The 23470-nt window shown below is 74.3% G+C and carries 20 protein-coding genes; 11 read left to right on the forward strand and 9 right to left on the reverse strand.

Annotation, left to right across the window (positions count from 1 at the left end):
* Positions 1–87 precede the first annotated feature (87 nt).
* Complete coding sequence (locus tag OG550_RS13245) at positions 88–1185, forward strand: EamA family transporter (RefSeq protein ID WP_327677183.1); 1098 nt, start codon at positions 88–90, stop codon at positions 1183–1185.
* Here the strand turns inward: OG550_RS13245 and lepB are convergent.
* Both lepB and OG550_RS13255 read right to left on the reverse strand, forming a co-directional pair.
* Positions 1148–2002: a signal peptidase I gene (lepB, locus tag OG550_RS13250; RefSeq protein WP_327677186.1), complete on the reverse strand. Its 855-nt coding sequence runs from the start codon at positions 2000–2002 to the stop codon at positions 1148–1150. The two genes, OG550_RS13245 and lepB, sit on opposite strands and share 38 nt — an antisense overlap.
* A gap of 239 nt (positions 2003–2241) precedes the next feature.
* The gene (locus OG550_RS13255) at positions 2242–2604 is read right to left on the reverse strand and encodes a chorismate mutase (RefSeq protein ID WP_327677188.1); all 363 of its coding nucleotides are present in this window, start codon (positions 2602–2604) and stop codon (positions 2242–2244) included.
* Between the two features lie 331 nt (positions 2605–2935).
* Here OG550_RS13255 and OG550_RS13260 point away from each other — a divergent pair, with 331 nt between their 5' ends.
* On the forward strand, positions 2936–3364 hold the full coding sequence (locus OG550_RS13260) for an OsmC family protein (protein ID WP_327677190.1): 429 nt from the start codon (positions 2936–2938) through the stop codon (positions 3362–3364).
* Between the two features lie 437 nt (positions 3365–3801).
* A complete protein-coding gene (locus OG550_RS13265) occupies positions 3802–6159 on the forward strand; it encodes a putative bifunctional diguanylate cyclase/phosphodiesterase (RefSeq protein WP_327677192.1) in 2358 nt (785 codons plus the stop codon).
* Positions 6160–6215: 56 nt separating this feature from the next.
* Here OG550_RS13265 and OG550_RS13270 read toward each other — a convergent pair whose 3' ends face one another.
* Entirely contained in the window at positions 6216–7328 is a 1113-nt protein-coding gene (locus tag OG550_RS13270; protein ID WP_327677193.1) for an LLM class flavin-dependent oxidoreductase, read from the reverse strand.
* Positions 7329–7831: 503 nt separating this feature from the next.
* Here OG550_RS13270 and OG550_RS13275 point away from each other — a divergent pair.
* The 4 genes from OG550_RS13275 to OG550_RS13290 all read left to right on the forward strand — a co-directional run bounded on the left by OG550_RS13275 (position 7832) and on the right by OG550_RS13290 (position 14786).
* The gene (locus OG550_RS13275) at positions 7832–8428 is read left to right on the forward strand and encodes a DedA family protein (RefSeq protein ID WP_327677195.1); all 597 of its coding nucleotides are present in this window, start codon (positions 7832–7834) and stop codon (positions 8426–8428) included.
* 360 nt (positions 8429–8788) lie between these two features.
* Positions 8789–10090, forward strand: coding sequence for a hypothetical protein (locus OG550_RS13280; RefSeq protein WP_327683853.1), 1302 nt, complete (start codon positions 8789–8791; stop codon positions 10088–10090).
* Between the two features lie 657 nt (positions 10091–10747).
* Positions 10748–12796, forward strand: a complete 2049-nt coding sequence (locus OG550_RS13285; RefSeq protein WP_327677197.1) for a glycosyltransferase family 2 protein — start codon at positions 10748–10750, stop codon at positions 12794–12796.
* A gap of 58 nt (positions 12797–12854) precedes the next feature.
* Entirely contained in the window at positions 12855–14786 is a 1932-nt protein-coding gene (locus tag OG550_RS13290) for a galactose oxidase-like domain-containing protein (RefSeq protein WP_442905991.1), read from the forward strand.
* A gap of 109 nt (positions 14787–14895) precedes the next feature.
* Here OG550_RS13290 and OG550_RS13295 read toward each other — a convergent pair whose 3' ends face one another.
* The 4 genes from OG550_RS13295 to OG550_RS13310 form a co-directional block, all read right to left on the reverse strand.
* Positions 14896–15807 (reverse strand): glycoside hydrolase family 6 protein, encoded by a 912-nt coding sequence (locus tag OG550_RS13295; RefSeq protein WP_327677199.1) that lies wholly within the window; start codon positions 15805–15807, stop codon positions 14896–14898.
* A 341-nt stretch (positions 15808–16148) separates the two neighbouring features.
* Positions 16149–16826 carry a uracil-DNA glycosylase gene (locus OG550_RS13300; RefSeq protein ID WP_327683856.1) on the reverse strand — a complete coding sequence of 226 codons (678 nt, stop codon included), beginning with the start codon at positions 16824–16826 and terminating at the stop codon, positions 16149–16151.
* Positions 16827–17041: 215 nt separating this feature from the next.
* A complete protein-coding gene (locus OG550_RS13305; RefSeq protein ID WP_327677201.1) occupies positions 17042–18355 on the reverse strand; it encodes a low temperature requirement protein A in 1314 nt (437 codons plus the stop codon).
* 87 nt (positions 18356–18442) lie between these two features.
* Positions 18443–19222 carry an HAD-IIA family hydrolase gene (locus tag OG550_RS13310; RefSeq protein WP_327677203.1) on the reverse strand — a complete coding sequence of 260 codons (780 nt, stop codon included), beginning with the start codon at positions 19220–19222 and terminating at the stop codon, positions 18443–18445.
* Positions 19223–19811: 589 nt separating this feature from the next.
* On the opposite strand from OG550_RS13310, the gene OG550_RS13315 reads away from it, so the two are divergent.
* Both OG550_RS13315 and OG550_RS13320 read left to right on the forward strand, forming a co-directional pair.
* Positions 19812–20912: a Gfo/Idh/MocA family protein gene (locus tag OG550_RS13315; protein ID WP_327677205.1), complete on the forward strand. Its 1101-nt coding sequence runs from the start codon at positions 19812–19814 to the stop codon at positions 20910–20912.
* 72 nt (positions 20913–20984) lie between these two features.
* Complete coding sequence (locus OG550_RS13320; protein WP_327677207.1) at positions 20985–21182, forward strand: hypothetical protein; 198 nt, start codon at positions 20985–20987, stop codon at positions 21180–21182.
* On the opposite strand, the gene OG550_RS13325 is transcribed toward OG550_RS13320, so the two are convergent.
* Both OG550_RS13325 and OG550_RS13330 read right to left on the reverse strand, forming a co-directional pair.
* Complete coding sequence (locus OG550_RS13325; protein WP_327677209.1) at positions 21169–21591, reverse strand: type II toxin-antitoxin system VapC family toxin; 423 nt, start codon at positions 21589–21591, stop codon at positions 21169–21171. The two genes, OG550_RS13320 and OG550_RS13325, sit on opposite strands and share 14 nt — an antisense overlap.
* Positions 21584–21868, reverse strand: a complete 285-nt coding sequence (locus OG550_RS13330; protein ID WP_188295332.1) for a type II toxin-antitoxin system Phd/YefM family antitoxin — start codon at positions 21866–21868, stop codon at positions 21584–21586. Before OG550_RS13330 ends, OG550_RS13325 begins: the two co-directional genes overlap by 8 nt.
* A 156-nt stretch (positions 21869–22024) precedes the next feature.
* On the opposite strand from OG550_RS13330, the gene OG550_RS13335 reads away from it, so the two are divergent.
* The gene (locus tag OG550_RS13335) at positions 22025–22321 is read left to right on the forward strand and encodes a DUF6412 domain-containing protein (RefSeq protein ID WP_327677214.1); all 297 of its coding nucleotides are present in this window, start codon (positions 22025–22027) and stop codon (positions 22319–22321) included.
* Positions 22322–22507: 186 nt separating this feature from the next.
* A complete protein-coding gene (locus OG550_RS13340) occupies positions 22508–23317 on the forward strand; it encodes a YidC/Oxa1 family membrane protein insertase (protein WP_327677216.1) in 810 nt (269 codons plus the stop codon).
* Positions 23318–23470 lie beyond the last annotated feature (153 nt).

Consider the following 23470-nt stretch of genomic DNA (forward strand, 5'->3'; position numbering starts at 1 on the left):
GCCCGCCACCGCACAGGGGTTTCCGGCAGGACCAAATGATGGAATGACCCCTTACCAAACTGCCGGTACAACTGTCACAATTCGTCGGTGCACAGCTCAAAACCACTGCTCGGCGGTTCGTCCGCCAGGACCCTGGGTCTCACCCTCGCGCTCGTCTCCGCGATCGCCTTCGGCGGCTCCGGCACCGCCGCCAAGCCGCTGATCGAAGCCGGGCTCTCACCGCTGCACGTGGTCTGGCTCCGGGTCACCGGCGCCGCCGTCGTCCTGCTGCCGCTCGCCTACCGCCACCGTGACGCCGTCCTCCGGCGGCCCGGCCTGCTCATCGGCTTCGGCCTGCTCGCCGTGGCCGGGGTCCAGGCCTGCTACTTCGCGGCGATCTCCCGGATCCCGGTCGGCGTGGCGCTGCTGATCGAGTACCTCGGCCCGCCGCTGCTCATCGGCTACGTGCGGTTCGTCCAGCGCCGGCCGATCAGCCGGGGCGCGGCGATCGGCGCCGGGGTGGCCGTCGCCGGGCTGGCCTGCGTGGTCGAGGCCTGGAACGGCCTCGGCTTCGACGCGCTCGGCGTCCTGTTCGCCCTCGGCGCGGCCTGCTGCCAGGTGGGCTACTTCGTGCTGGCCGACGCCGGCAGCCGCGGCGACCGCCCCGTCGACCCGATCGCGGTCAGCGCGTACGGGCTGCTCGTCGGCGCGGTCGTGCTCACCGCCTTCACCCGCCCCTGGGAGGCCGACTGGGGCCTGCTCGGCGGGGACGTGACCATGAACGGGCACACCCTTCCCGCACTGGTCCCGGCCGCCTGGATGGTCCTGGTCGCGACCGTGCTCGCGTACCTGACCGGCGTGATCGCCGTCCGGCACCTCTCGCCCCCGATCGCCGGGGTGGTGGCCAACCTGGAGGCCGTCGTCGCCACCGTGCTGGCCTGGATCCTGCTCGGCGAGCACCTGGGGCTGCCGCAGGTGGCCGGCGGTCTGCTGGTCCTGGCCGGCGCCTTCGCCGCCCAGGCGAGCAAGCCCGCCGCCGCGCCGGAGACGGCTCCGGCCGGGACCGGCGGGGGTACGGGCCGGGACGCGGTGCCCGCGGGGGCGACGGCGCTCGGCGAGCGGCTGGCCGGAGCGGCGGAGGCCGAGGCGGCCGCCGACCGGACCGGGGTCAGCGACCGACCCAGCCGAACCAGTCGAGGTGGTTGAGCGGCCACACGACCGCCGACACCGGACCCACCACGTTCTCCACCGGCACGGCCCCGCCGCCGGGGCCGCGCTGGTGGTACCGCGAGTCCGCCGAGTCGCTGCGGTGGTCGCCCTCGACCCAGACGTAGCCCCGGGGCACCGTCACCGGCCCGAAGTCCAGTCCGGCGCAGGAGTCGTCCCCGGGGTGGAGGTACGGCTCGTCCACCTTCGCGCCGTCGACCGTGAGCGTGGTGCCCGAGCACTGGACGGTCTGCCCGCCCGTCGCGATGACCCGCTTGACCAGGTAGTTGTCGTCCTTGGGCGGGACCAGCCCGACGAAGCCGAGCGCGGACCCCAGCGCGTTTCCGATCGGGTTCCCGCCGGTCGGCTGCGGCGGCAGCCAGTCGCCCGGGTCCTTGAACACCACCGGCTGGCCCGGCTCGGGCTCCCAGCCGGTCAGCGGGGCCAGCTTGTTCACCCCGACCCGGTCGCCGATCCGCAGCGTGTTCTCCATCGACCCGGAGGGGATGGTGAACACCTGGAACAGGCAGGTCTTGATCAGCAGCGCGACCACCAGGCCCACCGCCGCCATCGCCGGGATCTCGATCCACCACGGACGCTGCCGCCGGGCCTTCCGGGTCCTGCGCCCCTCGGCCGCCCGGCGCGCGCGGCGGGCCTCGGCCCGGCCGCCGACCGGGGCGGCGGGACCTTCGGGAGCGCCGTGGGCGTCGTGGGCCCCCTGGGCGACACGGGCACCGCGGGTGCCGTCGCCGGCCCCGACGGCCCCGGAGGGAGCGGCCCCGGCGTCGCCGTGCGTACCGGGCAGGTTCACCGCCATCGTCGCTGCTCCACTCTCCGGCTGCGGGGGAACCTGCACGCTACGCCACCCGGGGAGCGTGGCGAAATCGGGCTTTTACCCCCGCCCGACAACGATCGGCGGCGGACCGGGGCCCGCGCACGCCCGGCGGGGTGCCCGCCGGGACCCCGCGGAGTCCCGCGTGGAGTCCCGTGTGAAGGCCCCCGTGCGGTCCGCTGTCGGACCGGGCCCAACCGCGCCGTACCGGGCCGGGCCGGACCTCAGTCGGAGTCGTTCCCGCCGGTCACGGCGTCGCTGGCGATGGCCTCGTGGTGGCGGATGACCTCGGCGATGATGAAGGTGAGGAACTTCTCCGCGAACACCGGGTCCAGGTGGGCACCGGCGGCGAGTTCGCGCAGGCGCTTGATCTGGGTGCGCTCGCGCGCCGGGTCGGCCGGCGGGAGCTTGTGCTCGGCCTTGAGCCGGCCCACCCGCTGGGTCGCCTTGAAGCGCTCGGCCAGCATGTGGACCACCGCGGCGTCGATGTTGTCGATGCTCTCGCGCAGGCTGGTCAGCTCGGCCCGCACTGCGTCGTCGATCCCCTCGCGCAGTCCTGCGTCGGGGGTCGTGGGGTGGTCCGTCATCGGGGCGGCTCCGCGGCTCTCTCGGAATGGCACCCGGCCGTGCAGCGGCCGGGCCCGGGCCTGGGCAAATCTAACAGGGCACCCAGCACGGGCCCGCACCATTTGGCCTATCCGTCCACGATATGGACGGCACACGGAGCGATCCCCCGGCGGGGCTCCGAGCTGGCGGGGCACGCCCCCGCACCGGCCCCGTCACCCGGACGGCCGAGGGATTTTCGGACGCGAGTGCCCGATGTGCCACTTGTGGCAAGCCCCCGACCTGCACGTAGGCTGGGCGCGGCATGACCGGACGTGACGGATCAGCAGTTCCTCATTACTGGAGGTACCGATCGTGGCAACCACCCGCACCGCCCGCACCGCGTGGGAAGGCAACCTGCTCGACGGAAACGGCCAGGTGACCTTCGCGTCGTCCGGCATCGGCGAGTACCCGGTGTCCTGGCCGGCCCGGGCCGAGGCGGCGAACGGCAAGACCAGCCCGGAGGAGCTCATCGCGGCCGCGCACTCCGCGTGCTTCTCGATGGCGCTCTCGCACGGCCTCGCGGGCGCGGGCAACCCGCCCACCAAGCTCGACACCCAGGCCGATGTCACCTTCCAGCCGGGCACCGGCATCACCGGCATCCACCTGACCGTCGTCGGCGAGGTGCCCGGCCTGGACGAGGCCGGCTTCGTGAAGGCCGCCGAGGACGCCAAGGCGAACTGCCCGGTGAGCCAGGCCCTGACCGGCACCACCATCACCCTCACCGCCACGCTGGCGGGCTGACACCCTCCGGTCGTCGCCGTCCCCGGGCCCCGGTGGGGCGCACATGCCGCGCCCGACCGGCGCCCGAGGGCGCATCATCGGAGCACACGCCCCCGGTGCACATCATGTGATGTGTACCGGGGGCGTCCGCATGTATCACCGCAGTTGACCCCAAAGACGACGAATCACCCTGCCGGCGGTCACCGCGCGTTGCCGACGCGTCCTATGATCGGCCGCAGCGCCCTGTTCCTCACGGTTCCTCACACGGGCTTCCGCACGACCGCTCCACCACGAGCGATCCGCACCGGACCCCGACTCCCGAGGACCCCGGCAGAGTGCGGAGTCGGCCGCCGCAGTCTGGTGACCGGCCGGACCAGCGTCAAGCGTCAAGCTGCAGCAGCGGACGGGAGCATGCCGTGCCGGGCCAGAACCAGGGGGCCGACGCACACCACCCAGGCGTGCGGCACGAGGAGCCACGACACCGGCGCCGACTCCCCCCACCGCCCGACGTCCGCCCCGCCGACGCCGCCGCCCCCTCCGCTTCGGTCACCGCCGTCACCGCAGTCACCCGCGACGCGCTCAACGGCGGAATCGCCGCCGGGGTCACGGTCGACGCGGTCGCGGTCGACCGGAGCGCGCCCGAGGGCGGCCCCCGCAACGGCGGCGCGGTCAACGGCAGCACCCCCGCCGTGCCGACCGGTCCCCGCGGTCTGAACGGCGGCGACGGCACCCACCTCTGCCCGACCTGCTCGGCGCCCCTCGGCGACGGGACCCACCGGCCGGCGGCCGTCGGGAGCGACGGGAGCGACGGACCGGCTCCCCCCGGGGCGGACCGGCTCACGGCCGCGCTCCGGGCGAGCGAGTCACGCTTCCGGGCCGCCTTCTGCGACGCCGGCATCGGCATGGCGCTGATCGACCCCGAGGACCTGATCATCGAGGTCAACCCCGCCTTCGCGGCCCTGACCGGCCGCACGGTCGGCGAGCTGGCCGGGACCCACATCCACGAGACCGTCGACCCGGAGGGCATGCCGCACCGCCTGTTCCCCGCGCTCGTCCACGGCGAACGCGACCGGATCCGGGTGGAGAAGCAGCTCAAGCACCGCGAGGGGCGCACGGTGTGGAGCAAGGTGACCATCTCGCTGATCCGCGACGGCGGGGGCGGCCCCCTCTACACGCTCGCCCTGGTCGAGGACATCACCGAACAGCGCCGGCTCGGCGACCGCCTGGAGTACCAGGCCCTGCACGACCCGCTCACCCGGCTGCCCAACCGGACCTTCTTCTTCGAACGCCTCGACGCCGCCTGCCTCACCGACGACCGCACGGCGGACCGCCCGGGCGGAGCCGCCACGGGCCCGGCCCTGCCGACGGGCACCGCCGGACCGCCGGAAGGGGCGACGGCCCGGACGGCCGTCGCCACGCGGACCGCACGGTCCGTCGGGCCGGACCGCCCGGGACCTGCGGGCCCGGTCCCGGCGGCCGCGACGGACGGACGGCGGGTGGGCGTCTGCTACCTGGACCTCGACGGGTTCGCGGCGATCAACGAAACGCTCGGCCACCACATCGGCGACCAGCTGCTGATCGCCGTCGCGACCCGGCTGCGGCGCGGTTTCTCCGCGCGCGGGACCCAGCTGGTGGCGCGGATGGGCGGCGACGAGTTCGCCGTCCTGGTCACCGACAGCACGGGCAGCGACCAGCTCACCGACCTCGCCGCCCGGATCCTCGAAGCCCTGGAACGCCCCTTCGACGTGGCCGGCCACCGGCTTGCGGTGACCGCCAGCGTCGGCGTCGTCGAGCGCTCCGTCCACGAGACCACGCCCACCGACCTGGTCAAGGACGCGGACGCCACGCTCTACTGGTCCAAGGCGGACGGCCGGGCCCGCTGGACCCTCTACGACCCCGACCGCGGCGCCCACCAGCTGACCCGCCAGCTGCTCTCCACCGCACTGCGCCCCGCCCTGGAACGCGGCGAGTTCACCATCGAGTACCAGCCACTGGTCGGTCTGGCGGACGGCACGGTGCACGGGGCCGAGGCACTGGTGCGGTGGCGCCACCCCCGCTACGGGACGCTCTCGCCGGACCGTTTCATCCCGCTCGCCGAGGAGTCCGGCGCGATCGTGCCGCTCGGCAAGTGGGTCCTGGAGGAATCGTGCCGCCAGGCTCAGCGCTGGCTCACCGAGTTCCCCGGGACCGAGACCTTCGTGAGCGTCAACCTCGCCGCCCGTCAGATCTGGGACTCCGACGTGGTCGCCGACGTCGCCCAGGTCCTCGAACGCACCGGCCTGCCCGCCCGGCTGCTGCAGCTGGAGATCACCGAGAGCGCCCTGCTCGGCCCCGGCGGACGCCCGCTCCAGGCACTCCAGGCGCTCGCCGACATGGGCGTCCGGATCGCGATCGACGACTTCGGGACCGGCTACTCGAACCTGGCCTACCTCTCCCGCCTCCCCGTGCACGTGCTGAAGCTGGACGGCACGTTCATCGAGGGGTTCCGCGACCCGGCTCCGGTCGGCGGCCGGCCCGGGCTCCCCGACCGCGGCTCGCGCCGGAGCGACGCCGACGAGCAGATCGTCGGCGCCATGGTGCAACTGGCCCACACCCTCGGCCTGACCGTGACGGCCGAGGGCATCGAGAGCGCCGCCCAGGCCGAACGGCTGCGGCTGACCGGCTGCGACACCGCCCAGGGGTGGTACTTCGCCCGCCCCGGTGACGCGGAGCTCGTCGCCGCGATACTCCGCGACGGCCGGAGCGGCGGCCAGCGCGGTCAGGGCGGTCAGGGCGCTGCGGGTGGTCGGGACGGCCGGGAGCACGGGAAGCAGTAGGCCGGGGGACCCCGCCGCGCCCGGCCGGGACCGGGGCGGGCGCGGCGGGGGTGCGCTCAGACCGCCCCGGCCCGCGGCCCGGTCAGGCCGTACGCCTCGGCGATCAGCCCGTAGGAGCGGTACCGCGCCTCGTGGCCGTGGATGTGCGAGGTGACCATCAGCTCGTCCACCCCGGTCCGCTTGCGGAGCGCCTCCAGCCCGTCGGCCACCTCTCCCGGCGAGCCCAGGACGACGTTGCCGAGCCAGTCGTCGATGAAGTCGGCCTCCACCTCGCTGTACGGGTACGACTCGGCCTCCTCCGGCGTGGGGATCGGGCCCGGGTTGCCCCGGCGCAGCCGGAGCATGCCGAGCGCCGCCGAGCGCGCGAGACGACGGGCGGAGGCCTCGTCGTCGGCCGCGACCGCGCTCACCCCGATCAGCGCGTACGGCTCGTCGAGGACCGCCGAGGGGCGGAACGCGGAGCGGTAGAGGTCGAGGGCCGGGACGGTGTTCACGCTGCTGAAGTGGTGTGCGAAGGCGAACGGCAGGCCGAGGCTGCCGGCCAGCTGGGCGCTGAAGCCCGAGGAGCCGAGCAGCCAGACCGGCGGCCGCCCCTCCCCCTTGGGAACGGCGGTGAGCCGGGCGTACGGGTGGCCGGCCGGGAAGGTGCCGTCCAGGAAGTGGGTCAGCTCGGCCAGCTGCCGGGGGAAGTCGTCGGCCCCCTCGGCCAGGCCGCGGCGCAGTGCCCGGGCGGTGGCGGGGTCGGTGCCGGGGGCCCGGCCGAGGCCGAGGTCGATCCGGCCGGGGTGCAGGGCCTCCAGCAGGCCGAACTGCTCGGCGATCGCCAGCGGGGCGTGGTTGGGCAGCATGACCCCGCCCGAGCCGAGCCGCAGCATGCCGGTGTGGGCGCCGAGGTGGGCCAGCAGGACGGCGGGCGTGGAACTGGCGACACCGGGCATGCCGTGGTGCTCCGCCACCCAGAAGCGGTGGTAGCCCCACTCCTCGGCGCTGCGGGCCAGTGCGGTGGTCGCGGAGAGCGCCTGCGCGGGCGTGTAGCCGACGCCGACGGTGGCCAGGTCGAGGATCGACAGCGGTGCCGGCGCCGTGCCCCGGGCGGTGCCGCGGATCGCCTCGTCGGCGCGTGGAGCCGTCCGGTCCCGCTGGTTCTCGTGCCGGTCCTCGGTGGTCATGCCGTCCGTCCTCCTGGCCGTGGTCGGTGCCGTCCGCCGGTGCCGTGCACCGGTGTCACTCACCGGTGCACGGCGGTCAGTGCCGTCGCCGGTGCCGACGATGGCCAACCACGCGACGGGGCCCGCTGTTCCCGCCCGCGCCGTCCCGGCGCGCTCCGGCCGGCGGCCGCCGGGCTGACGCTCAGCCAGCAGTCGGACACCCGTGGCGACTTCACGCCAGCGCGGGAAGTCGCCAGCCCCAGGGCTCGCGGTCGGCGGTCGGCGTCCGGCAGGCTAAGGCCCAGGAGCGGATCACCCAACCGGATCCGCACTCACCAGCAAGATCGTCGGGCTGGACCAGCGCCGATCGATCCCCGTGAGCCCCCGGAGCGGCACCCCGCACCGGGGGCTCGCGCCATGTGAGCCGCAGCACGCCGGGGTGCTTCATGGCATGAAAAGTCGAGGCGCTAGCGTTGACCCCTGCAGCCACCTGCTCCCCCGGGCAGCCTGGAGGGAGTTCGGACATGGACATCGCGACGCTGGTGGGATCCTCATGGATCTGCGCCCTGGCGCTCTGCGCCGTCCTCGGCGACGCCTTCCTCCCCTTCATCCCCAGCGGCACCCTCGTCATCCTCGCCGTGCTCAAGACGGCACAGATAGACGGCGCCCCGCTGCTGCTCGGGCTCGGGGTGGCGATGGCCTCCTTCCTCGGCGACATCCTCCTGCTCCGCCTCGCGCGGCGCGGCGCGCCCATGGTCAACCGGCGGCTCGAACACCGGCCGAAGCTGGCCGCCAGCGTGGAACGGGTCCAGCAGGCGCTGGACGGGCGGACCACCCGGGCCGCCGCCGCCATGGTGGTGATCGCCCGGTTCGTGCCGGCCGGCCGGACCATCCTCGACCTGGCCATCGGCCACTCCCCCGGCCACCCCCACCGCTTCCTCCGGTGGTCGGCACTGGCCGCCATGATCTGGGCGGCCTACATCGTGACGCTGGGCTGGCTCAACAGCCACTGGTTCGACACCGCCTGGCTGAGCCTCGTGGTCTCCTGCGCGGCCGCCACCGCGGTCAGCACCGCCATCGCGCGGGTCGTGCGGCGCAACCGCCGCCTCTCCCTCGGCTGACGAGCCGGAGCCGCCGGGCGCCATGGGGTGCTACGGGCGGCGGACTGCGGGCAGCGGGCGACCGTCGGCGGATGACGGACGGCGGCGACGGACGGCGAGTGACGGACAGCGCGTGACGGACGGTGCACGGTGGGCGACGGGTGACCAACCCGTCGAAACGGGCGAATCGTCACGGAACGGCAACAGAAGGCCTCGCCCCGCAGCCCGCACGCGTGTGCCATGCGTGTTCAGTGTCGACGGACCTCGACACCCCCGGTGACCCTGCGTCCGCGTGCCATGCCAACGACGAACATCAATCGATTGTCCGATTCGGCCGGCGCGGCCACGGCCGCCCCCGGCCTGCGGCAGCCAGGGGAGACCATGGGCAGCATCTCTCGTAGGACCGTGCTCACCGCCACCGCCGCCACCGCGGCTCTCGGCGCGGTGGCGGCCTGTTCCGGCGGCGGATCGGGCCCGGCCCCCGGCACGGGCTCGGCCCCGGGCACCTCGCCGGGCTCCGCCCCGGCCCCCACGGGGACCGGCGGGAGCGGCGGACCGACGGGCAGCGGCACCCCCACCGGGAGGAAGGGCACCCCCATCGGCGACGGCTCCACGGCCGACACCGGCGCCCAGCCGAACCAGCCCAAGGCGGAGAAGCTCAAGCCCGGCGAGCGCCCGCCGCAGTTCGTGGTCCTCTCCTGGGACGGCGCCGGGGCGACCGAGGACGGCCAGTTCCCGCGGTTCCTCAAGCTCGCCGAGGAGCACAAGGCCTCGATGACCCTCTTCCTCTCCGGCATATACACCCTGCCGAAGGGCAAGGCGGACCTGTACCACCCGCCGAAGCACTCGGTCGGGGCCTCCGACATCCCCTACCTCTCGGACGCCGGGGTGAAGAGCACGATCCAGCTCGTCAGCCAGGCCTGGCTGGCCGGCCACGAGATAGGCACCCACTTCAACGGCCACTTCTGCGCGAGCCGCTCGGACGGCAACGGCGTCAACAAGTGGACCCCCGAGGACTGGGAGAGCGAGATAGAACAGGCCATCGGCTTCGTCACCCAGTGGCGGACCAACACCGGCCTCACCGACGTCGAACCGCTGCCGTTCGACTACCGGAAGGAGCTCATCGGCGGCCGCACCCCGTGCCTGGAGGGGCAGAAGGCCCTGCTCCCGACCGCCGCCAAGCTGGGCTGGAAGTACGACGCCAGCTCCCCCGGCGGGCAGCAGCTCTGGCCGCAGAAGGTCCAGGACGGCAAGGTCTGGGACTTCCCACTGCAGAGCATCCCGTTCCCCGGCCACACCTTCCAGGTGCTCTCCATGGACTACAACATCCTGGCCAACCAGTCGGCGGGCAGCACCAAGGGCGATCCGGCGAAGTACGACGAGTGGCGCACCCAGGCCAGGGACTCCTACCTGGCCGGGTTCGACCGGGCGTACAACGGCAACCGCGCGCCGCTCTTCATCGGCAACCACTTCGAGCAGTGGAACGGCGGGATATACATGGACGCCGTGGAGCAGACGCTCAAGACCATCGCCGGCAAGCCCGAGGTCCGGCTGGTCTCCTTCAGGCAACTGGTCGACTGGCTGGAGGCGCAGGACCAGTCCGCCCTCCGCAAGCTGCGCACACTGGGCGTCGGGCAGGCACCGGCCGGCGGCTGGGAGGCCTTCCTCGGCGCGGCCGGCTGAGCCTCCGGACGACGCGGCGGCGGGTCGGTGGTCCTCCCCGCCGGCCGCGTCCGGTGCGGCCGCCCGGCGGCGGGGGCGGTCCCCAGGAGTCCCCGCACCACGGCCCCGGCGCCGGCCGGGCCCAGAGGATCGAGTAGTGGTCGCCACCCGGCACGAGCGAGGCCGGCACCGGATGGGCGTCGTCCGGCCCGACGGCGGCGAGCCGTGAAACCGCGCCGTCGACACCGCCCGGGGATAATTGGCCTGGAACCCGCTGTCCCTTCATTCGCATGCAATGATCATTTTTCAGATCGGTTGCGATCTCCCCCATGCTCCGGGAGAGTTGAGGGCGCCAGGACCCCGGAACCCCGGAGGGGAGTCCGGAGGACCAGAACCGGGATCCTGCATTCGAAGTGGCCGTTCGGACGCACACTCCGATCGATCGTGTACGTTTCACCGATCGACGGTGAGGCCGGTCGAAAACCCCGTCGGCCGACGGGGGTTCGGCACGCCGGGTGGCGTTCCGCTTCGGCAGCAAGGCCCAGGGGGAACAGCCGGTCGCCGGGTTCGCAGCGCCGCGAACCGCCCGGCGCCGTACGGCGATCCGGATCGCATACCCCCGGTCGGAGCACGCACGGACGGGCAGGCCCTCGCGGCAGGCCACGGGGGGAGCCACACATGGTCATACCGTTCTCGCGACGGCGACGGCGGCGGGCCGACCCGCGGACGGCGGACGGCACCGCCGCGACCGCACCCCCGGACCTGATCGCCGTCCCCGAAGCCCCCTACGACTACGCCCACTTCAGCCGGCTCGCCGGCCCCTCCACCGACCCCGGCGACCCCGGCGACCCCACCGACCCCGGCGGGCACGGACGGCGCGACACGGACGCCGAGGGCACCCCGGAGACCGGCGCGGGCGACCCCCCGGAGCCGTACCGCGTCCGGTACCGCAGCCTGTTGAGCCGCGAGCCGCACCGGATCCGGGCGGTCCTGCTCCTGCTGGCCGCTCCGCTGGTCGAAACGGTTCTCCTGGTCTGGCTGCTGCTGCCGGAGCACTGGCCGGTCCGGGCGGGCGAGACCGACACCTGGGTGCTGGTCGGCGACAGGGTGATGATCGGGATCATCGCGACGGTCGAGGTGTTCCGCCTGGTCAACGTGGTCTCCAACACCCACGCCACGCTCGCCGCCCGCGACCCCGTCCCGGTGACGCCCGTGCCCGGCACCCGGGTCGCGTTCCTCACCACCTGCGTCCCCGGCAAGGAACCCCCGGAGATGGTGCGCGCCACACTCACCGCCGCGCTCGCCGTCCGGCACGACGGCCCCTACCACGTCTGGCTGCTGGACGAGGGGGACGATCCCGCCATGCGCACGCTCTGCACCGAGCTGGGTGCCCGCCACTTCAGCCGGCGCGGCGTCGAGGAGTGGAACCGGCCCGAGGGGCGGTTCCGCGCCAGGACCAAGCACGGCAACTACAACAGCTGGCTCCAGGCGCACGGCGCCGGCTACGACTTCTGGGTCTCGGTCGACACCGACCACGTGCCGCTGCCCGAGTTCTGCGAGCGGATGCTCGGCTACTTCCGCGACCCGGACGTCGCGTTCGTGGTCGGCCCGCAGGTGTACGGGAACTACCGCAGCTCGGGCTCGTCCGTCACCCGGTTCTCGGAGAGCCAGCAGTTCCTCTTCCACGCGCTGGTCCAACGGGCCGGGAACCGGTACGGCGCACCGATGTTCGTCGGCACCAACAACGCCGTCCGGATCGACGCGCTGCGGTCGATCGGCGGACTCCACGACTCGATCACCGAGGACATGGCGACCGGCCTGGAGTTCCACCGCCGCCGCAACCCGGCCACCGGCGAACGCTGGCGGTCGGTCTACACCCCCGACGTGCTGGCGGTGGGCGAGGGGCCGTCGTCCTGGACGGACTTCTTCTCCCAGCAGCTGCGCTGGAGCCGCGGCACCTACGAGACCCTCCTCACCCAGTACTGGCGCGCGGTGTGGGGGCTGTCGCCGGGACGGCTGCTCAACTACACGCTGATGGTCTGCTTCTACCCGATGGCGGCGCTGACCTGGCTGCTCGGCGGGGTGTCCAGCGTGCTCTACCTGGGGTTCGGGGCGTCGGGCGTCCACGTGTCGTCCGAGATATGGATGGCGCTCTACAGCGACGCGGCGGCGCTGCAGGTGCTGCTCTACGCCTGGAACCGCAAGCACAACGTCAGCCCGCACGAGCCGGCCGGGTCGTCGGGGGTGGCGGGCATGGTGATGTCGGCGCTCTGCGGACCCGTCTACGCGGCGTCGTTCCTGCAGGCGCTGCTCCGACTCCGCAGCCGGTTCGTGGTGACGCCCAAGGGTTCCTCGGCCAGTCCCGACCGGGTGGCCACGTTCCGCCTGCACCTGTTCTGGGCGCTGGTGTTCGGCGGCGCCCTCGCCGTGTCGTTCCGCACCGGGAACGACCACGCCGCCATGCGGACCTGGGCCGGACTGGCCCTCCTCCTCAGCCTGCTGCCGGTGCTGGTCCTGGCCGCGGACGCCGTCCGCCGCCGCCGGGCCCGGCCGACCTCCACCCTGTCCATGGCCGGGACGGCCTTGGCCGCGACCACGACCACGACCACGACCACGACCACAGCCTCGGCCTCCACCGCGGGCGCCGTCCCCGGTCCTGCGCATCCCGCCGACCGCGTCGACAACACGGCCGCGGCCGCGGCCGGCCACCACGGCACCACCCGCTGAGCCCGCCCACCCGCACCCGCACCCGCACCCGCATCCGCATCCGAGGGGACGATCCACCGTGAAGATCCGCAACGCCGGCCGCACCCGGCGCTTCGCCCTCGGCAGCACCGTCGCGCTGACCGTCGCCGGGATGAACGCGCCGGCCGTGCTCGGCTTCGCCACCGACCGCTACCACCAGTACGCGATCAACCGCCCCGCCTACAAGGCCGAGTACGGCCACTGGCAGACCCTCGTCCTCCCCGCCGAGTTCCGGATCAACGCCATCCACGCGGCGCTGCTCCGCACGGGCAAGGTCCTGATCATCGCCGGATCCGGGAACAACCAGCGGAACTTCGACGCCGGCACCTTCAAGAGCCTGCTCTGGGACCCTGCGAAGAACACCTACAAGCCGGTCCCGACCCCCGCCGACATGTTCTGCGGCGGCCACACCGCGCTGCCCGACGGCCGGATGCTGGTGGCCGGCGGCACCCGGCGCTACGAGGCGCTGGACGGCGCCGTGAAGAAGGCCGCCGGCACCATGCGGGTCCGCAACGAGAACCCGGACGCCGCCCGCACCTTCCCCCGGGGCACCGTGTTCCGGGCGCCGAACGGCCGCGCGTACGCGTCCACCGCCGAAGTGACCGTCCCCGCCGCGCTGAAGACCGGTTCCGGCACCGCGACCGTCGTCACCGCCGGCGAGACGCACGTGTTCGCGGAGGCCGTCGCCGACGGGCCCGGCTCCGTGCTCGACTCCCCCGCCCAGTACGCGATCGAGGGCCTGACCGGCGCCGACGCCCGGAACCTCTACGGCATGGCCGAACGGATGACGCTGGAGAAGCAGGACTTCCAGGGCATCCGCTCCGCCTTCGAGTTCAACCCGGACACCGAACTGTACGAGCAGGTCACCGACATGGCCTACGCCCGCTGGTACCCGACGCTGACCGGGCTGGGCGACGGCCGGGTGGTCACCGTCTCCGGGCTCGACGACACCGGGCGGATCCTCAGCGGCAACGACAACGAGATCTACGACCCGGCGAGCAGGACCTGGTCCAAGGCCCCCGACCGGTACTTCCCGACCTACCCGTCGATCTTCCTGACGGCCACCGGCGAACTCTTCTACTCCGGCTCCAACGCCGGCTACGGGCCCGCCGACAAGGGCCGCGAACCCGGCCTCTGGGACCTCCGGGACAACAGCTTCCGCCCCGTCCCCGGCCTGCGCGACCCGCACCTGACCGAGACCTCCTCCTCCGTACTGCTGCCGCCGGCGCAGGCCCAGAAGGTGATGGTGCTCGGCGGCGGGGGCGTCGGCGAGTCCCCGCTCTCCACCGCCCGCACCGACATCGCCGACCTCGCCGCCGCGGCGCCCGCGTTCACCCCCGGCCCGGACCTGCCGGCCGGCGGCACCCGGTACCTCAACAGCGTGATCCTGCCGGACGACACCGTCTTCACCACCGGCGGCTCCGCCGACTACCGGGGCAAGCACCGGAGCGACCTGCTCAAGGCCCAGACCTACCACCCGGACACCAACACCTTCAGCACCGCCGCCGAGCCGACCGTCGGCCGCAACTACCACTCGGAGGCGCTGCTGCTGCCGGACGGACGGGTGGCCGTGCTCGGCTCCGACCCGCTGTTCGACGACGAGGACGGCACCGTGCCGGGCACCTTCGAACAGCGGATCGAGATCTACACCCCGCCGTACCTCTTCCACGGCGAGCGGCCGCAGCTGACCGGCGCCCCGACGGCCGCCAGGCTCGGCAGCACCGTCCGGGTGGCCACCCCGGCCCCGGACGGCGTCGCCACCGCCAAGCTGGTCCGGCCGAGTTCGGTCACCCACGCCACCGACGTCGAGCAGCGCTCGGTGGCCCTGGACGTCACCGCGCGCGCGGCGGACGGCGTCTCGCTCGTCCTGCCCGCCAACCCCGACCTGCTGCCGCCCGGCTGGTACATGCTCTTCGTCACGGACGGGTCGGGCACGCCCTCGGTGGCGCGCTGGATCCAGGTCGTCCGCTGAACGGCGCGCCGGCCCCGGCCGACCCCGGCCGGCACCGACCCACCGGCCCGCACCGGACGCGGCCGCACCGGACGCGGCCCGCGCCACGGCCCGGCCAACCACCGACCGCCTAGCCGGCGGCCCGGGCCAGCCCGAGCGCGTACGGCAGCCAGAACTCGCCCGCCCGGGGCTCGCCGCGCCCGCACTCGCCGTCGGACTCGCCGGGGTTCTTGATCCAGAGGTAGGCGTCGACGCCCGCCCGCCCGGTGTCGGCGGTGGGCGGCGCCCCGAGCGCGCGGCCGGGCGGGTTGCACCAGGCCTCGCCGCTCAGCGGGCCGTTGCCGTTGCGGCTGGTGTCGATGACGAAGGGCTTGCCGTCCAGCAGGGCGGAGAGCTGCCCGCCGTAGGTGGCGTTCCGGTCGGTGGTGTAGAAGTTGGAGACGTTCACCGCGAAGCCGTCCGCGGCCGCGACCCCGGACTTGCGGAGCGCCTCGGCCAGCGCGGAGGGGTCCTGCGCCCAGCCGGGGTTGCCCGCGTCCAGGTAGACCCGGACCTGCGGGCGCTTCTTCAACTCCTGTACGGCGAAGGCGAGCAGGCCGTACCGCTCGGCGGCCGCGTCGCCCTTGACCCCGCAGGTGTCCAGGGTGTGGGCGACGGCGTCCGGCTCCAGGACCACCCACGCCCGGCGGTCGCCCAGCGCCTCGGCCAGGCCGGTGATCCAGGACCGGTACGCGGCGGCGTCGGCGGCGCCGCCCGCCGAGTAGAGGCCGCAGTCCCGGTGCGGGATGTTGTAGGCGACGAGGACCGGGGTGCGGTCCGCCTCGGCGGCGCGGCGGCTCACCTGTTCGGCGATGCCGCGGGCCGCCTGGTCGCCGAGCCACTGCGAGGAGGGTTGGGTGGCGATCCGGGCCAGGGCGTCGGCCTCCGCCGTGCGGCCCTGGCCGCGCAGGGCGGCCAGTTGGCGGGCCGCGGAGGTCTGGTCGGAGACGTAGAAGGTCTGTCCGGGGAGCTGCGGCAGCGAACCGGCGCCCCCGGCGGGCACGGGCGCGGCGGTCCGCCCCGTCGGCGCGGCACCGTTCGGACTCCCGCCCCCGGCCGGGTCCCGGTCGGTGCCGGCGCTCCCCCCGGTGCACCCCGCGACTCCCGTCACCAACCCCAGCACGGCCGCTCCCACGGCCAGCCGGAATCCCACTCTTCGCCCTGCTCGGCGCACGTACCGCCCCTCCCGGACCCGGTCAGGCGACCGGCTGCTCCCCAGCTTCGCACACCGGGTACCGGCCGCCGCTCACCAGCCGGTGAACGGCGGGCGTCCGGACGCGAGTGGACGGCGCGTCAGCCGTCGGGCGGGGCCGCCCGGGCGGAACTCCGAACGGCCCCGGCGGATCAGCCCTGCTTGAGGTCCGGAACCCGCCAGTCGATCGGGTCGACGCCGAAGCCCTCCAGCGCCGTGTTGATCTGGGAGAACGGCCGGCTGCCGAAGAACAGCTTGGCGGAGAGCGGCGACGGGTGGGCGCCCTGGACCACCACGTGCTTCTCGGTGTCGATCAGCGGCAGCTTCTTCTTGGCGTAGTTGCCCCAGAGCACGAAGACCACCGGCTCCTCGCGCGCGCTCACCGCCTTGATCACCGCGTCGGTGAACTTCTCCCAGCCCTTGGCCTTGTGGGAGTTGGCCTCGTGCGCGCGGACCGTGAGCACCGCGTTGAGCAGCAGCACGCCCTGCTCGGCCCAGTGCATCAGGTAGCCGTTGTCCGGCGCCGGGATACCGAGGTCGGCGTCCAGCTCCTTGAAGATGTTGCGCAGCGACGGGGGCGTCCTGGTGCCCGGCAGCACGGAGAAGCTCATGCCGTGGGCCTGGCCGTCGTCGTGGTACGGGTCCTGGCCGAGCACGAGCACCCGGACCTTGTCGTACGGCGTGGCCTCCAGCGCGGAGAACTCCTGCCCGCTCGGCGGGAAGACCTGGTGCTCCCCGCGCTCGGCCGCCACGAAGGCCGCCAGCTGGGCGAAGTACGGCTTCTCCGTCTCGGCACCGAGCACCGTGTGCCAGGACTCGGGCAGTTCCAGCCCCGCGCCCGCGCCCGTCCCGGGCGTACCCGGCTCCGTCACGCCCGCCTCGACCGTGTCCGTCACGACATCTACCTCCCACCGGACGGCCGCTCACCGCCGCACCGCCCCGACCGCGGGCGCACTGCGGCCCTTGCACCGCACGCCCTCTTTCCACACCGAACGCTACACAGGCCCACTGACAGTCCGCTCCGTCGGCGGCGCACCGGCCCCGCTCACCCGGCCGGAGCCGCCGGGACGCCCGCGATGCCGGGGCCGGCACCGGGCCCGCCCGCGCCCGCGGACACCTCCCGGGCCGTCCCGCCGGAGCCGTCGGAGCCGTCCGAGTCCCCGGGGCCGTCCGCGCCGTCCGAGCCCCCGGAGCCGTCCATTGCCGCCCTCGCCACCCGGAAGTGCTCGACCACGTTCAGCGCCACCAGCACCACCGCCAGCACCACCAGCGCCGTGATCGCCGGCCACCGCACCATCAGCGGGGCCAGCGCCAGCACCACGGCGGCCGCCACGATCCGGGTGGTCGCCACCGCGCGGAACATCATCCACCGGGTGTACCCGAAGGTCAGCAGGTACAGCACGCAGCCCCCGTAGAGCAGGGCCACCGAGCCCGCGCCGAGCGCCTGCCGCGGGTCGGCCACCGTCTCCCCGAACCCGACCGCCACCGCGATCACCCCGGCCACCAGCGCCAGGTGCCCGTACTGGAAGACCCGCCGGATGACGTCCCGGCGCGACTCGGCGACCGTGACCGCGTGCCGCATGGCGTCCGCCGCGTGGACGAAGTACTGCCACCAGAGCCCGGCCGAGATGGTGAACGCGGCGGTGACGGCGACGAGTTCGGCCGCGTCGAGGGGCACCCCCGCCGCGGTGGCGCCGATCCCGACGATGGACTCGCCGAGCGCGACCAGCAGGAAGAGCGCGAACCGCTCCGGCATGTGGGCCGGGTGGTAGGACACCACGGCCAGCCGGCGGCGGAAGAGCACCGGCCCGGACAGGTCGCAGAGCGCCGCGAGCGCCCAGAGCACCGTCCTCGGCCCCTCCGGCAGCAGCCCTCCGGCGAACACCAGCGGGCCGCTGACCAGGACGCCCACCCCGTACGGCCCTCGCCAGACGCCCGGGATGCGGATCAGCAGGAACAGCAGCACCACCCGGGCCGCCCAGTACCCGGCGCCGAGCAGCACTCCCCGGTTCCCGTAGGCGCCGGGCACGGCCAGCGCCATGACCAGGCCGGTCAGGCCGACGGTGAGGATGCCGAGCCGGTCGCGCGGATTGTCCACGTCCCGGATGTTGGCCTGGACCGTGGTGCCGACCCAGCACCAGTAGACCGGCACGAACACCACCAGGGCCCGGGCGACGCCGGCCCAGTCGTGGTGGTGGTGCAGCAGGCCGGAGACCTGCGTGATGGCGAAGACGAAGACCAGGTCGAAGTAGAGCTCCGCCCAGGTGACCCGTTTCTCCTCCGCCTCCGCCGGCACCGCCCCCGCCGGCGCTTCCCCCGCCGACACCGCCCCCGCCGGCGCTTCCCCCGTGGTGCTCATCCCGTCCCCCTCCTCGGCACATGGCGAGCGGGCCCCGCCGTCCGACCGTCGGCCGGGGCGGCGGGGCCCGCAACAGCAGTGCCGAGGCTAGACCAGCTCGACGAGGTCCGCGATGGAGTTGAACACCCGGGTCGGCCGGTACGGGAAACGCTCCACGTCGGCGGCGGCGGTGAGGCCGGTGAGCACCAGGATGGTCTCCATGCCTGCCTCCATGCCGGCCACGATGTCGGTGTCCATCCGGTCGCCGATCATGACGGCGGTCTCCGAGTGGGCGCCGGCCGTGTTGAGCGCCTCGCGCATCATCAGCGGGTTGGGCTTGCCGACGAAGTACGGCTCGACGCCGGTCGCCTTGGTGATCAGGGCGGCGACCGAACCGGTGGCGGGGAGCACGCCCTCGGTGGACGGGCCGGTCTCGTCCGGGTTGGTGCAGATGAACCGGGCGCCCTGGTTGATCAGGCGGATCGCCTTGGTGAGCGCCTCGAAGCTGTAGGTACGGGTCTCGCCGAGGACGACGTAGTCCGGGTTGTTGTCGGTCAGCACGTAGCCGGCCTGGTAGAGCGCGGTGGTCAGGCCGGCCTCGCCGATCACGTAGGCGGTGCCGTTCGGACGCTGGCCCTTCAGGAAGCTGGCGGTGGCCAGGGCCGAGGTCCAGATGCACTCCTCCGGCACCTCCAGGCCCATCCCGGCCAGGCGGGCGCTGAGGTCGCGCGGGGTGTAGATGGAGTTGTTGGTGAGGACCAGGAACGGCTTGCCGGACTCCCGCAGCCGGCGCAGGAACTCCTCCGCGCCGGGGATCGGCGTGCCCTCGTGGATGAGGACGCCGTCCATGTCGGTCAGCCAGGACTCGATGGGCTTGCGGTCTGCCACGTGCGTGTCTCCCGAAGTCTTGCCATGTAGTGCGATGGTCGTACGAAACTGCGGCGCACCGCCGTCACCGTTGCGCCTCCCACCGGCCGGACCCTCCTCGGGACACCGGACCGCCGGGGGTACTGCTGGCTGCCCCAACGGGGCACAGCCTAATCCGCACACCTGGCCTACGGCAGCACGTCCCGCCCAGCGGACGGGCACCGGGGCCCGCGGCGGGCCGAGCGGCAGTCCGCGCGGTGGGGCGGACGGCGGGCCGGACGACGGGACGCCCCGCGGACCCGGCCCCGCGGTCCGCCCCGCCTCAACGGGTCCTTAACCCACCCCTAACCGCAGTGATGCCCCCTCAGCAGAACGGCCCGGCCCGGTTAGCGTGAACGGCACGCCGGACAGGGACGGCCCCGACGGGCCACCCCCGGCACCCCGGTGGCTGCCGCCGCCGCGCCCCCCACCGCGGCGGCGGCAGCGGCCGTCGCGCACGGCCCTCCCGGGCGCCCTCCCTCCCCGGGCGCCCTCCCTCCCCGGGCGCCCAGGAGGGTTCCCCGGCGCCGGAACCGGGGCCGACCGGGCACCCCGTGGTTGAGTAGGGCGCATGACCCCCTCCACGCGCCCCGCCTCCCGGAATGCCGACCCCGCACACCCGTTCCGCGTGGGCCTGATCGGCTACGGCCTGGCCGGCTCCGCCTTCCACGCCCCGCTGATCGCCACCACCCCCGGGCTCCGACTGGACGCGGTGGTCACCGCCAACCCCGACCGCCGCGCCCAGCTGCACAGCGAGCACCCCGACGCCCGCGCCGTCGACACCCCCGAGCAGCTGCTCGCCGACCCGGACGCGCTCGACCTGGTCGTCATCGCCTCCCCCAACCGCACCCACGTCCCGCTCGCCCGCGCCGCCCTCACCGCCGGACTGGCCACCGTGGTCGACAAGCCGCTCGCCGCCACCGCCGCCGAGGCGCTGGAACTCTGCGAGCTGGCCGAGTCGCACGGCACCCTGCTCACCGTCTTCCAGAACCGCCGCTGGGACGGCGACTTCCTCACCGCCGCCCGCCTGGTCCGGGAGGGCGCGCTCGGCCGGGTCCACCGCTTCGAGTCCCGGTTCGAGCGGTTCCGGCCCAAGCCCAAGGCCGGGTGGCGCGAGCTGGCCGACCCGGCCGAGGCCGGCGGCACCCTCTACGACCTGGGCAGCCACCTGGTCGACCAGGCGCTCGCCCTGTTCGGGCCGGTCGAGACGGTGTACGCGGAGATCGACGTCCGCCGGGACGGCGCGGTCGTCGACGACGACGCCTTCCTCGCCCTCACCCACGCCGGCGGCACCCGCTCGCACCTGTGGACCAGCGCCGTCACCCCGCTCGCCGGCCCCCGCCTGCGGGTGCTCGGCGACGCCGCCGGCTACGTCAAGTCGGGCATGGACCCGCAGGAGGCCGACCTCCGCGACGGCCGCCGCCCCGACGGCACCGCCCCCTGGGGAGCCGACGCCCCGGCCCGCTACGGCACCCTCGGCACCGACGGGTCCACCGCAGCGCTGCCCACCGACCCCGGCGACTACCCCGCCTTCTACGCGGGCGTCGCCGCCGCCCTGGCCGACCCCGGCACCCCGCCGCCGGTCGACCCGCGCGACGCCGTCGCCGTCCTCACCGTCCTGGAGGCCGCCCGCGCCTCCGCCGCCACCGGTACGACCGTCCGGCTGGACTGAAATCTCCTGAACTCCCCCCGCGCGGGCGGCCGTTCCTTCCCAACCCCGGCTCCGGACTCCTACCGTGACAGGATGGCAGCGTCGGTATGGGGAGAGGAACCGGGCGCCCGCGCGGAACGCCTGCGGCGGGAACGGGCCTGGACGGCGGAGTTCGAGAGGCACGCCCGCGAGGCGATCGAGGAGCAGGACCGCCGGTCCCGCGCCTCGGCGACCGCGTCCGCACGGGCCGGGGCCGCCGCCGTACCGGAGCCCGGGCTCAGATCCCGATGACCTCGACCGCCGAACCCAGCCCCTTGAAGTCCGCCAGGTTGCGCGTGTACAGCGGCAGGCCGTGGGCGGAGGCGACCGCGGCGATCATCAGGTCGATCCGGCGCGGACGCGGCTGGCGCCCGGCGGCGATGGTCAGGGTGACCAGCGTCCCGTACCGGGCGGCGGCCGCCGCGTCGAACGGCAGCGGGTCGAAGTCCGCCATCGCCGCGCCCAGCACCTCCAGCCGCGCCGCCCGGCTGACCGGGTCCCGGGCCATCGAGACGCCCTGCTGCAGCTCGGCGAACGTGATCGCGGTCAGCTCCGGCACGGCGGGCAGGTCGGCCGGACCGAGCAGGGCCAGGTCGATGTAGACACAGGTGTCCAGCACCCCGGCCGGCCGTCGCCGGGGCGCCCGCCGCCGCTCAGCCACGCCGCCGCTCGAACGGGTCGCCGTCCTCGTCGCCGACCAGTTCCTCGGGACCGAAGTACTCCTCGGCCTCCTTGCGCATCTGCTGGTAGTCCACCCGCGGCAGCTTCACGTGCCGCGCGACCAGCTCCTCCGCCGTGAGCCGCCGCCGGCCCGACACCGGCCGCAGCTCGGCGACCTCGACCCCGTTCCTGGTGATGTGGAAGGTCTCCCCCGCCTCCACCGCGTCCATCACCGCGGCGGAGTTGTTCCGGAACTCCCGCTGGGTAATCGTCTTCATGCCTTCCAAGGTAGCCCCGCGTAGCACCGGCGGCTACACCCCTGCACCGACCCTTCCGGGCCTTCCGGAACTCCCCGGGCGGTACCGGGACCGCTTCGGGGAGTCGGCCGTATGCTTGGCCGGAGCACTGGTCGGGGACACAGGGAGGAGCAAGCCGTGGCACTGGTCGCGATGCTGCTCGGGGTGTTCCGGGTGCTGAACGGGGAGTGGCTCGTCGAGGGCGGCGGGTCGCTGGCCTCGGTGGCGGCCGCTGCCGCCGTGGTGCTGGTGGCCGGGGCGGTCGCGGGGGCGCTGGTCGTCGCGCGGCTGCTGGGGGCGCGGGCGCCCGCCGCCGTCAGGGACGGGGCGCTGCGCAAGCGCGCGTTCCGCACGGCCTTCCTTCCGCAGCGTGATCCGGACGCCCGGGGCCGGCGGCGCCCGAGGGCGCCGGGCGCGGCCCCGGCGGCCGCGTAACCCCCGCTCCACAGCAGGGCCGTCGACGCGGCCGTCCTCCGCCGACCACTCTTTCCGCGCGCAGAGCGCCGCACGCCGCACGCACCTGCCCGGACACCCGCCACCGACACCGGTGGCGCCGCGTGTCCCGGGTGCCGGGTGCCGGCTGCCGCCGCGCGCCGAGACCCCCGGAGGGCTCGCTCCACCATGTCCGTCTTCGCACTGCTCGACCCGGCCGTCGGCCTGGCCCACGATGTCGTCGCCGTACTGGCCCAGGTCGTACCGACGGCGCTCGCGATCGTCCTGTTCACCGTCTGCGTCCGGCTGGCGCTGCACCCGCTGGCCCGGGCGGCCGCGCGGGGTGAGAAGACCCGCACCCGGCTGGCGCCGCAGGTCGCCGAGCTGAACCGGAAGCACAAGGACCGGCCGGAGAAGCTCCGGGAGGCGCTCGCCGAGCTGTACGCGAAGGAGAAGTCCTCGCCCCTCGCGGGCTGCCTGCCGATGCTGGTGCAGATCCCGTTCTTCTCGGTGATGTACCGGCTGTTCACGACGCCGAACGACCTGCTCGGCCACACCCTGTTCGGCGTCCCGCTCGGTCTGCACGCGGGGAGCGCGCAGGGCGTGGCCCAGTGGGCGGTGTTCGGCACGCTGTACGCCGGGCTGGCGGCGGTGGCGTACGTCGGCTTCCGGCGGGCCCGCCGGGCGCAGGCCGCGCAGAAGGCGCAGCAGGAGGCCCAGGCGGAGCGGGACCGGACGGCCCTGCGGGGCAAGCAGGCACGGGGCAAGCAGGCAGCGGGCGGCCGGGCCGGGGCCGACCGGGCACCGGCCGCGCCGTCGCCGCAGCCGGTGCTGGCGCTCATGCCGTACCTGTCGTTCGCCACGGTGCTGTTCGCCGCGCTGGTGCCGCTGGCGGCCGGGCTCTACCTGCTGACGACCACCGCCTGGACGGCCGCCGAGCGGGGGTGGCTGCACCGGGACTCGCCGGTGTCGGCGGGGGCCGGGGTGGCGCTGGTCTGACGGCACCGGGGCCGGTGCGCCGGCCCCGCCCGGGGTGCCGGGGTGCGGTCTGGCGGTCGGGGTGCGGTCTGACTGTCGGGCGGTCGGACGGTCGGGGTGCGGCCGGGCGGTCGGCGGCGCTGCTCTAGCCTGAGCTGATCGTTTTCGCCGGCC

This window comes from Kitasatospora sp. NBC_00458 (assembly GCF_036013975.1).
Lineage (GTDB): Bacteria > Actinomycetota > Actinomycetes > Streptomycetales > Streptomycetaceae > Kitasatospora.

What these genes read in the sequence shown, in the direction of transcription:
- lepB (WP_327677186.1), bottom strand. Translation starts at nt 2,002, where the DNA reads ATGGCGGTGAACCTGCCCGGTACGCACGGCGACGCCGGGGCCGCTCCC.
- OG550_RS13255 (WP_327677188.1), bottom strand. Translation starts at nt 2,604, where the DNA reads ATGACGGACCACCCCACGACCCCCGACGCAGGACTGCGCGAGGGGATC.
- OG550_RS13270 (WP_327677193.1), bottom strand. Translation starts at nt 7,328, where the DNA reads ATGACCACCGAGGACCGGCACGAGAACCAGCGGGACCGGACGGCTCCA.
- OG550_RS13275 (WP_327677195.1), top strand. Translation starts at nt 7,832, where the DNA reads ATGGACATCGCGACGCTGGTGGGATCCTCATGGATCTGCGCCCTGGCG.
- OG550_RS13280 (WP_327683853.1), top strand. Translation starts at nt 8,789, where the DNA reads ATGGGCAGCATCTCTCGTAGGACCGTGCTCACCGCCACCGCCGCCACC.
- OG550_RS13285 (WP_327677197.1), top strand. Translation starts at nt 10,748, where the DNA reads ATGGTCATACCGTTCTCGCGACGGCGACGGCGGCGGGCCGACCCGCGG.
- OG550_RS13305 (WP_327677201.1), bottom strand. Translation starts at nt 18,355, where the DNA reads ATGAGCACCACGGGGGAAGCGCCGGCGGGGGCGGTGTCGGCGGGGGAA.
- OG550_RS13315 (WP_327677205.1), top strand. Translation starts at nt 19,812, where the DNA reads ATGACCCCCTCCACGCGCCCCGCCTCCCGGAATGCCGACCCCGCACAC.
- OG550_RS13320 (WP_327677207.1), top strand. Translation starts at nt 20,985, where the DNA reads ATGGCAGCGTCGGTATGGGGAGAGGAACCGGGCGCCCGCGCGGAACGC.
- OG550_RS13330 (WP_188295332.1), bottom strand. Translation starts at nt 21,868, where the DNA reads ATGAAGACGATTACCCAGCGGGAGTTCCGGAACAACTCCGCCGCGGTG.
- OG550_RS13340 (WP_327677216.1), top strand. Translation starts at nt 22,508, where the DNA reads ATGTCCGTCTTCGCACTGCTCGACCCGGCCGTCGGCCTGGCCCACGAT.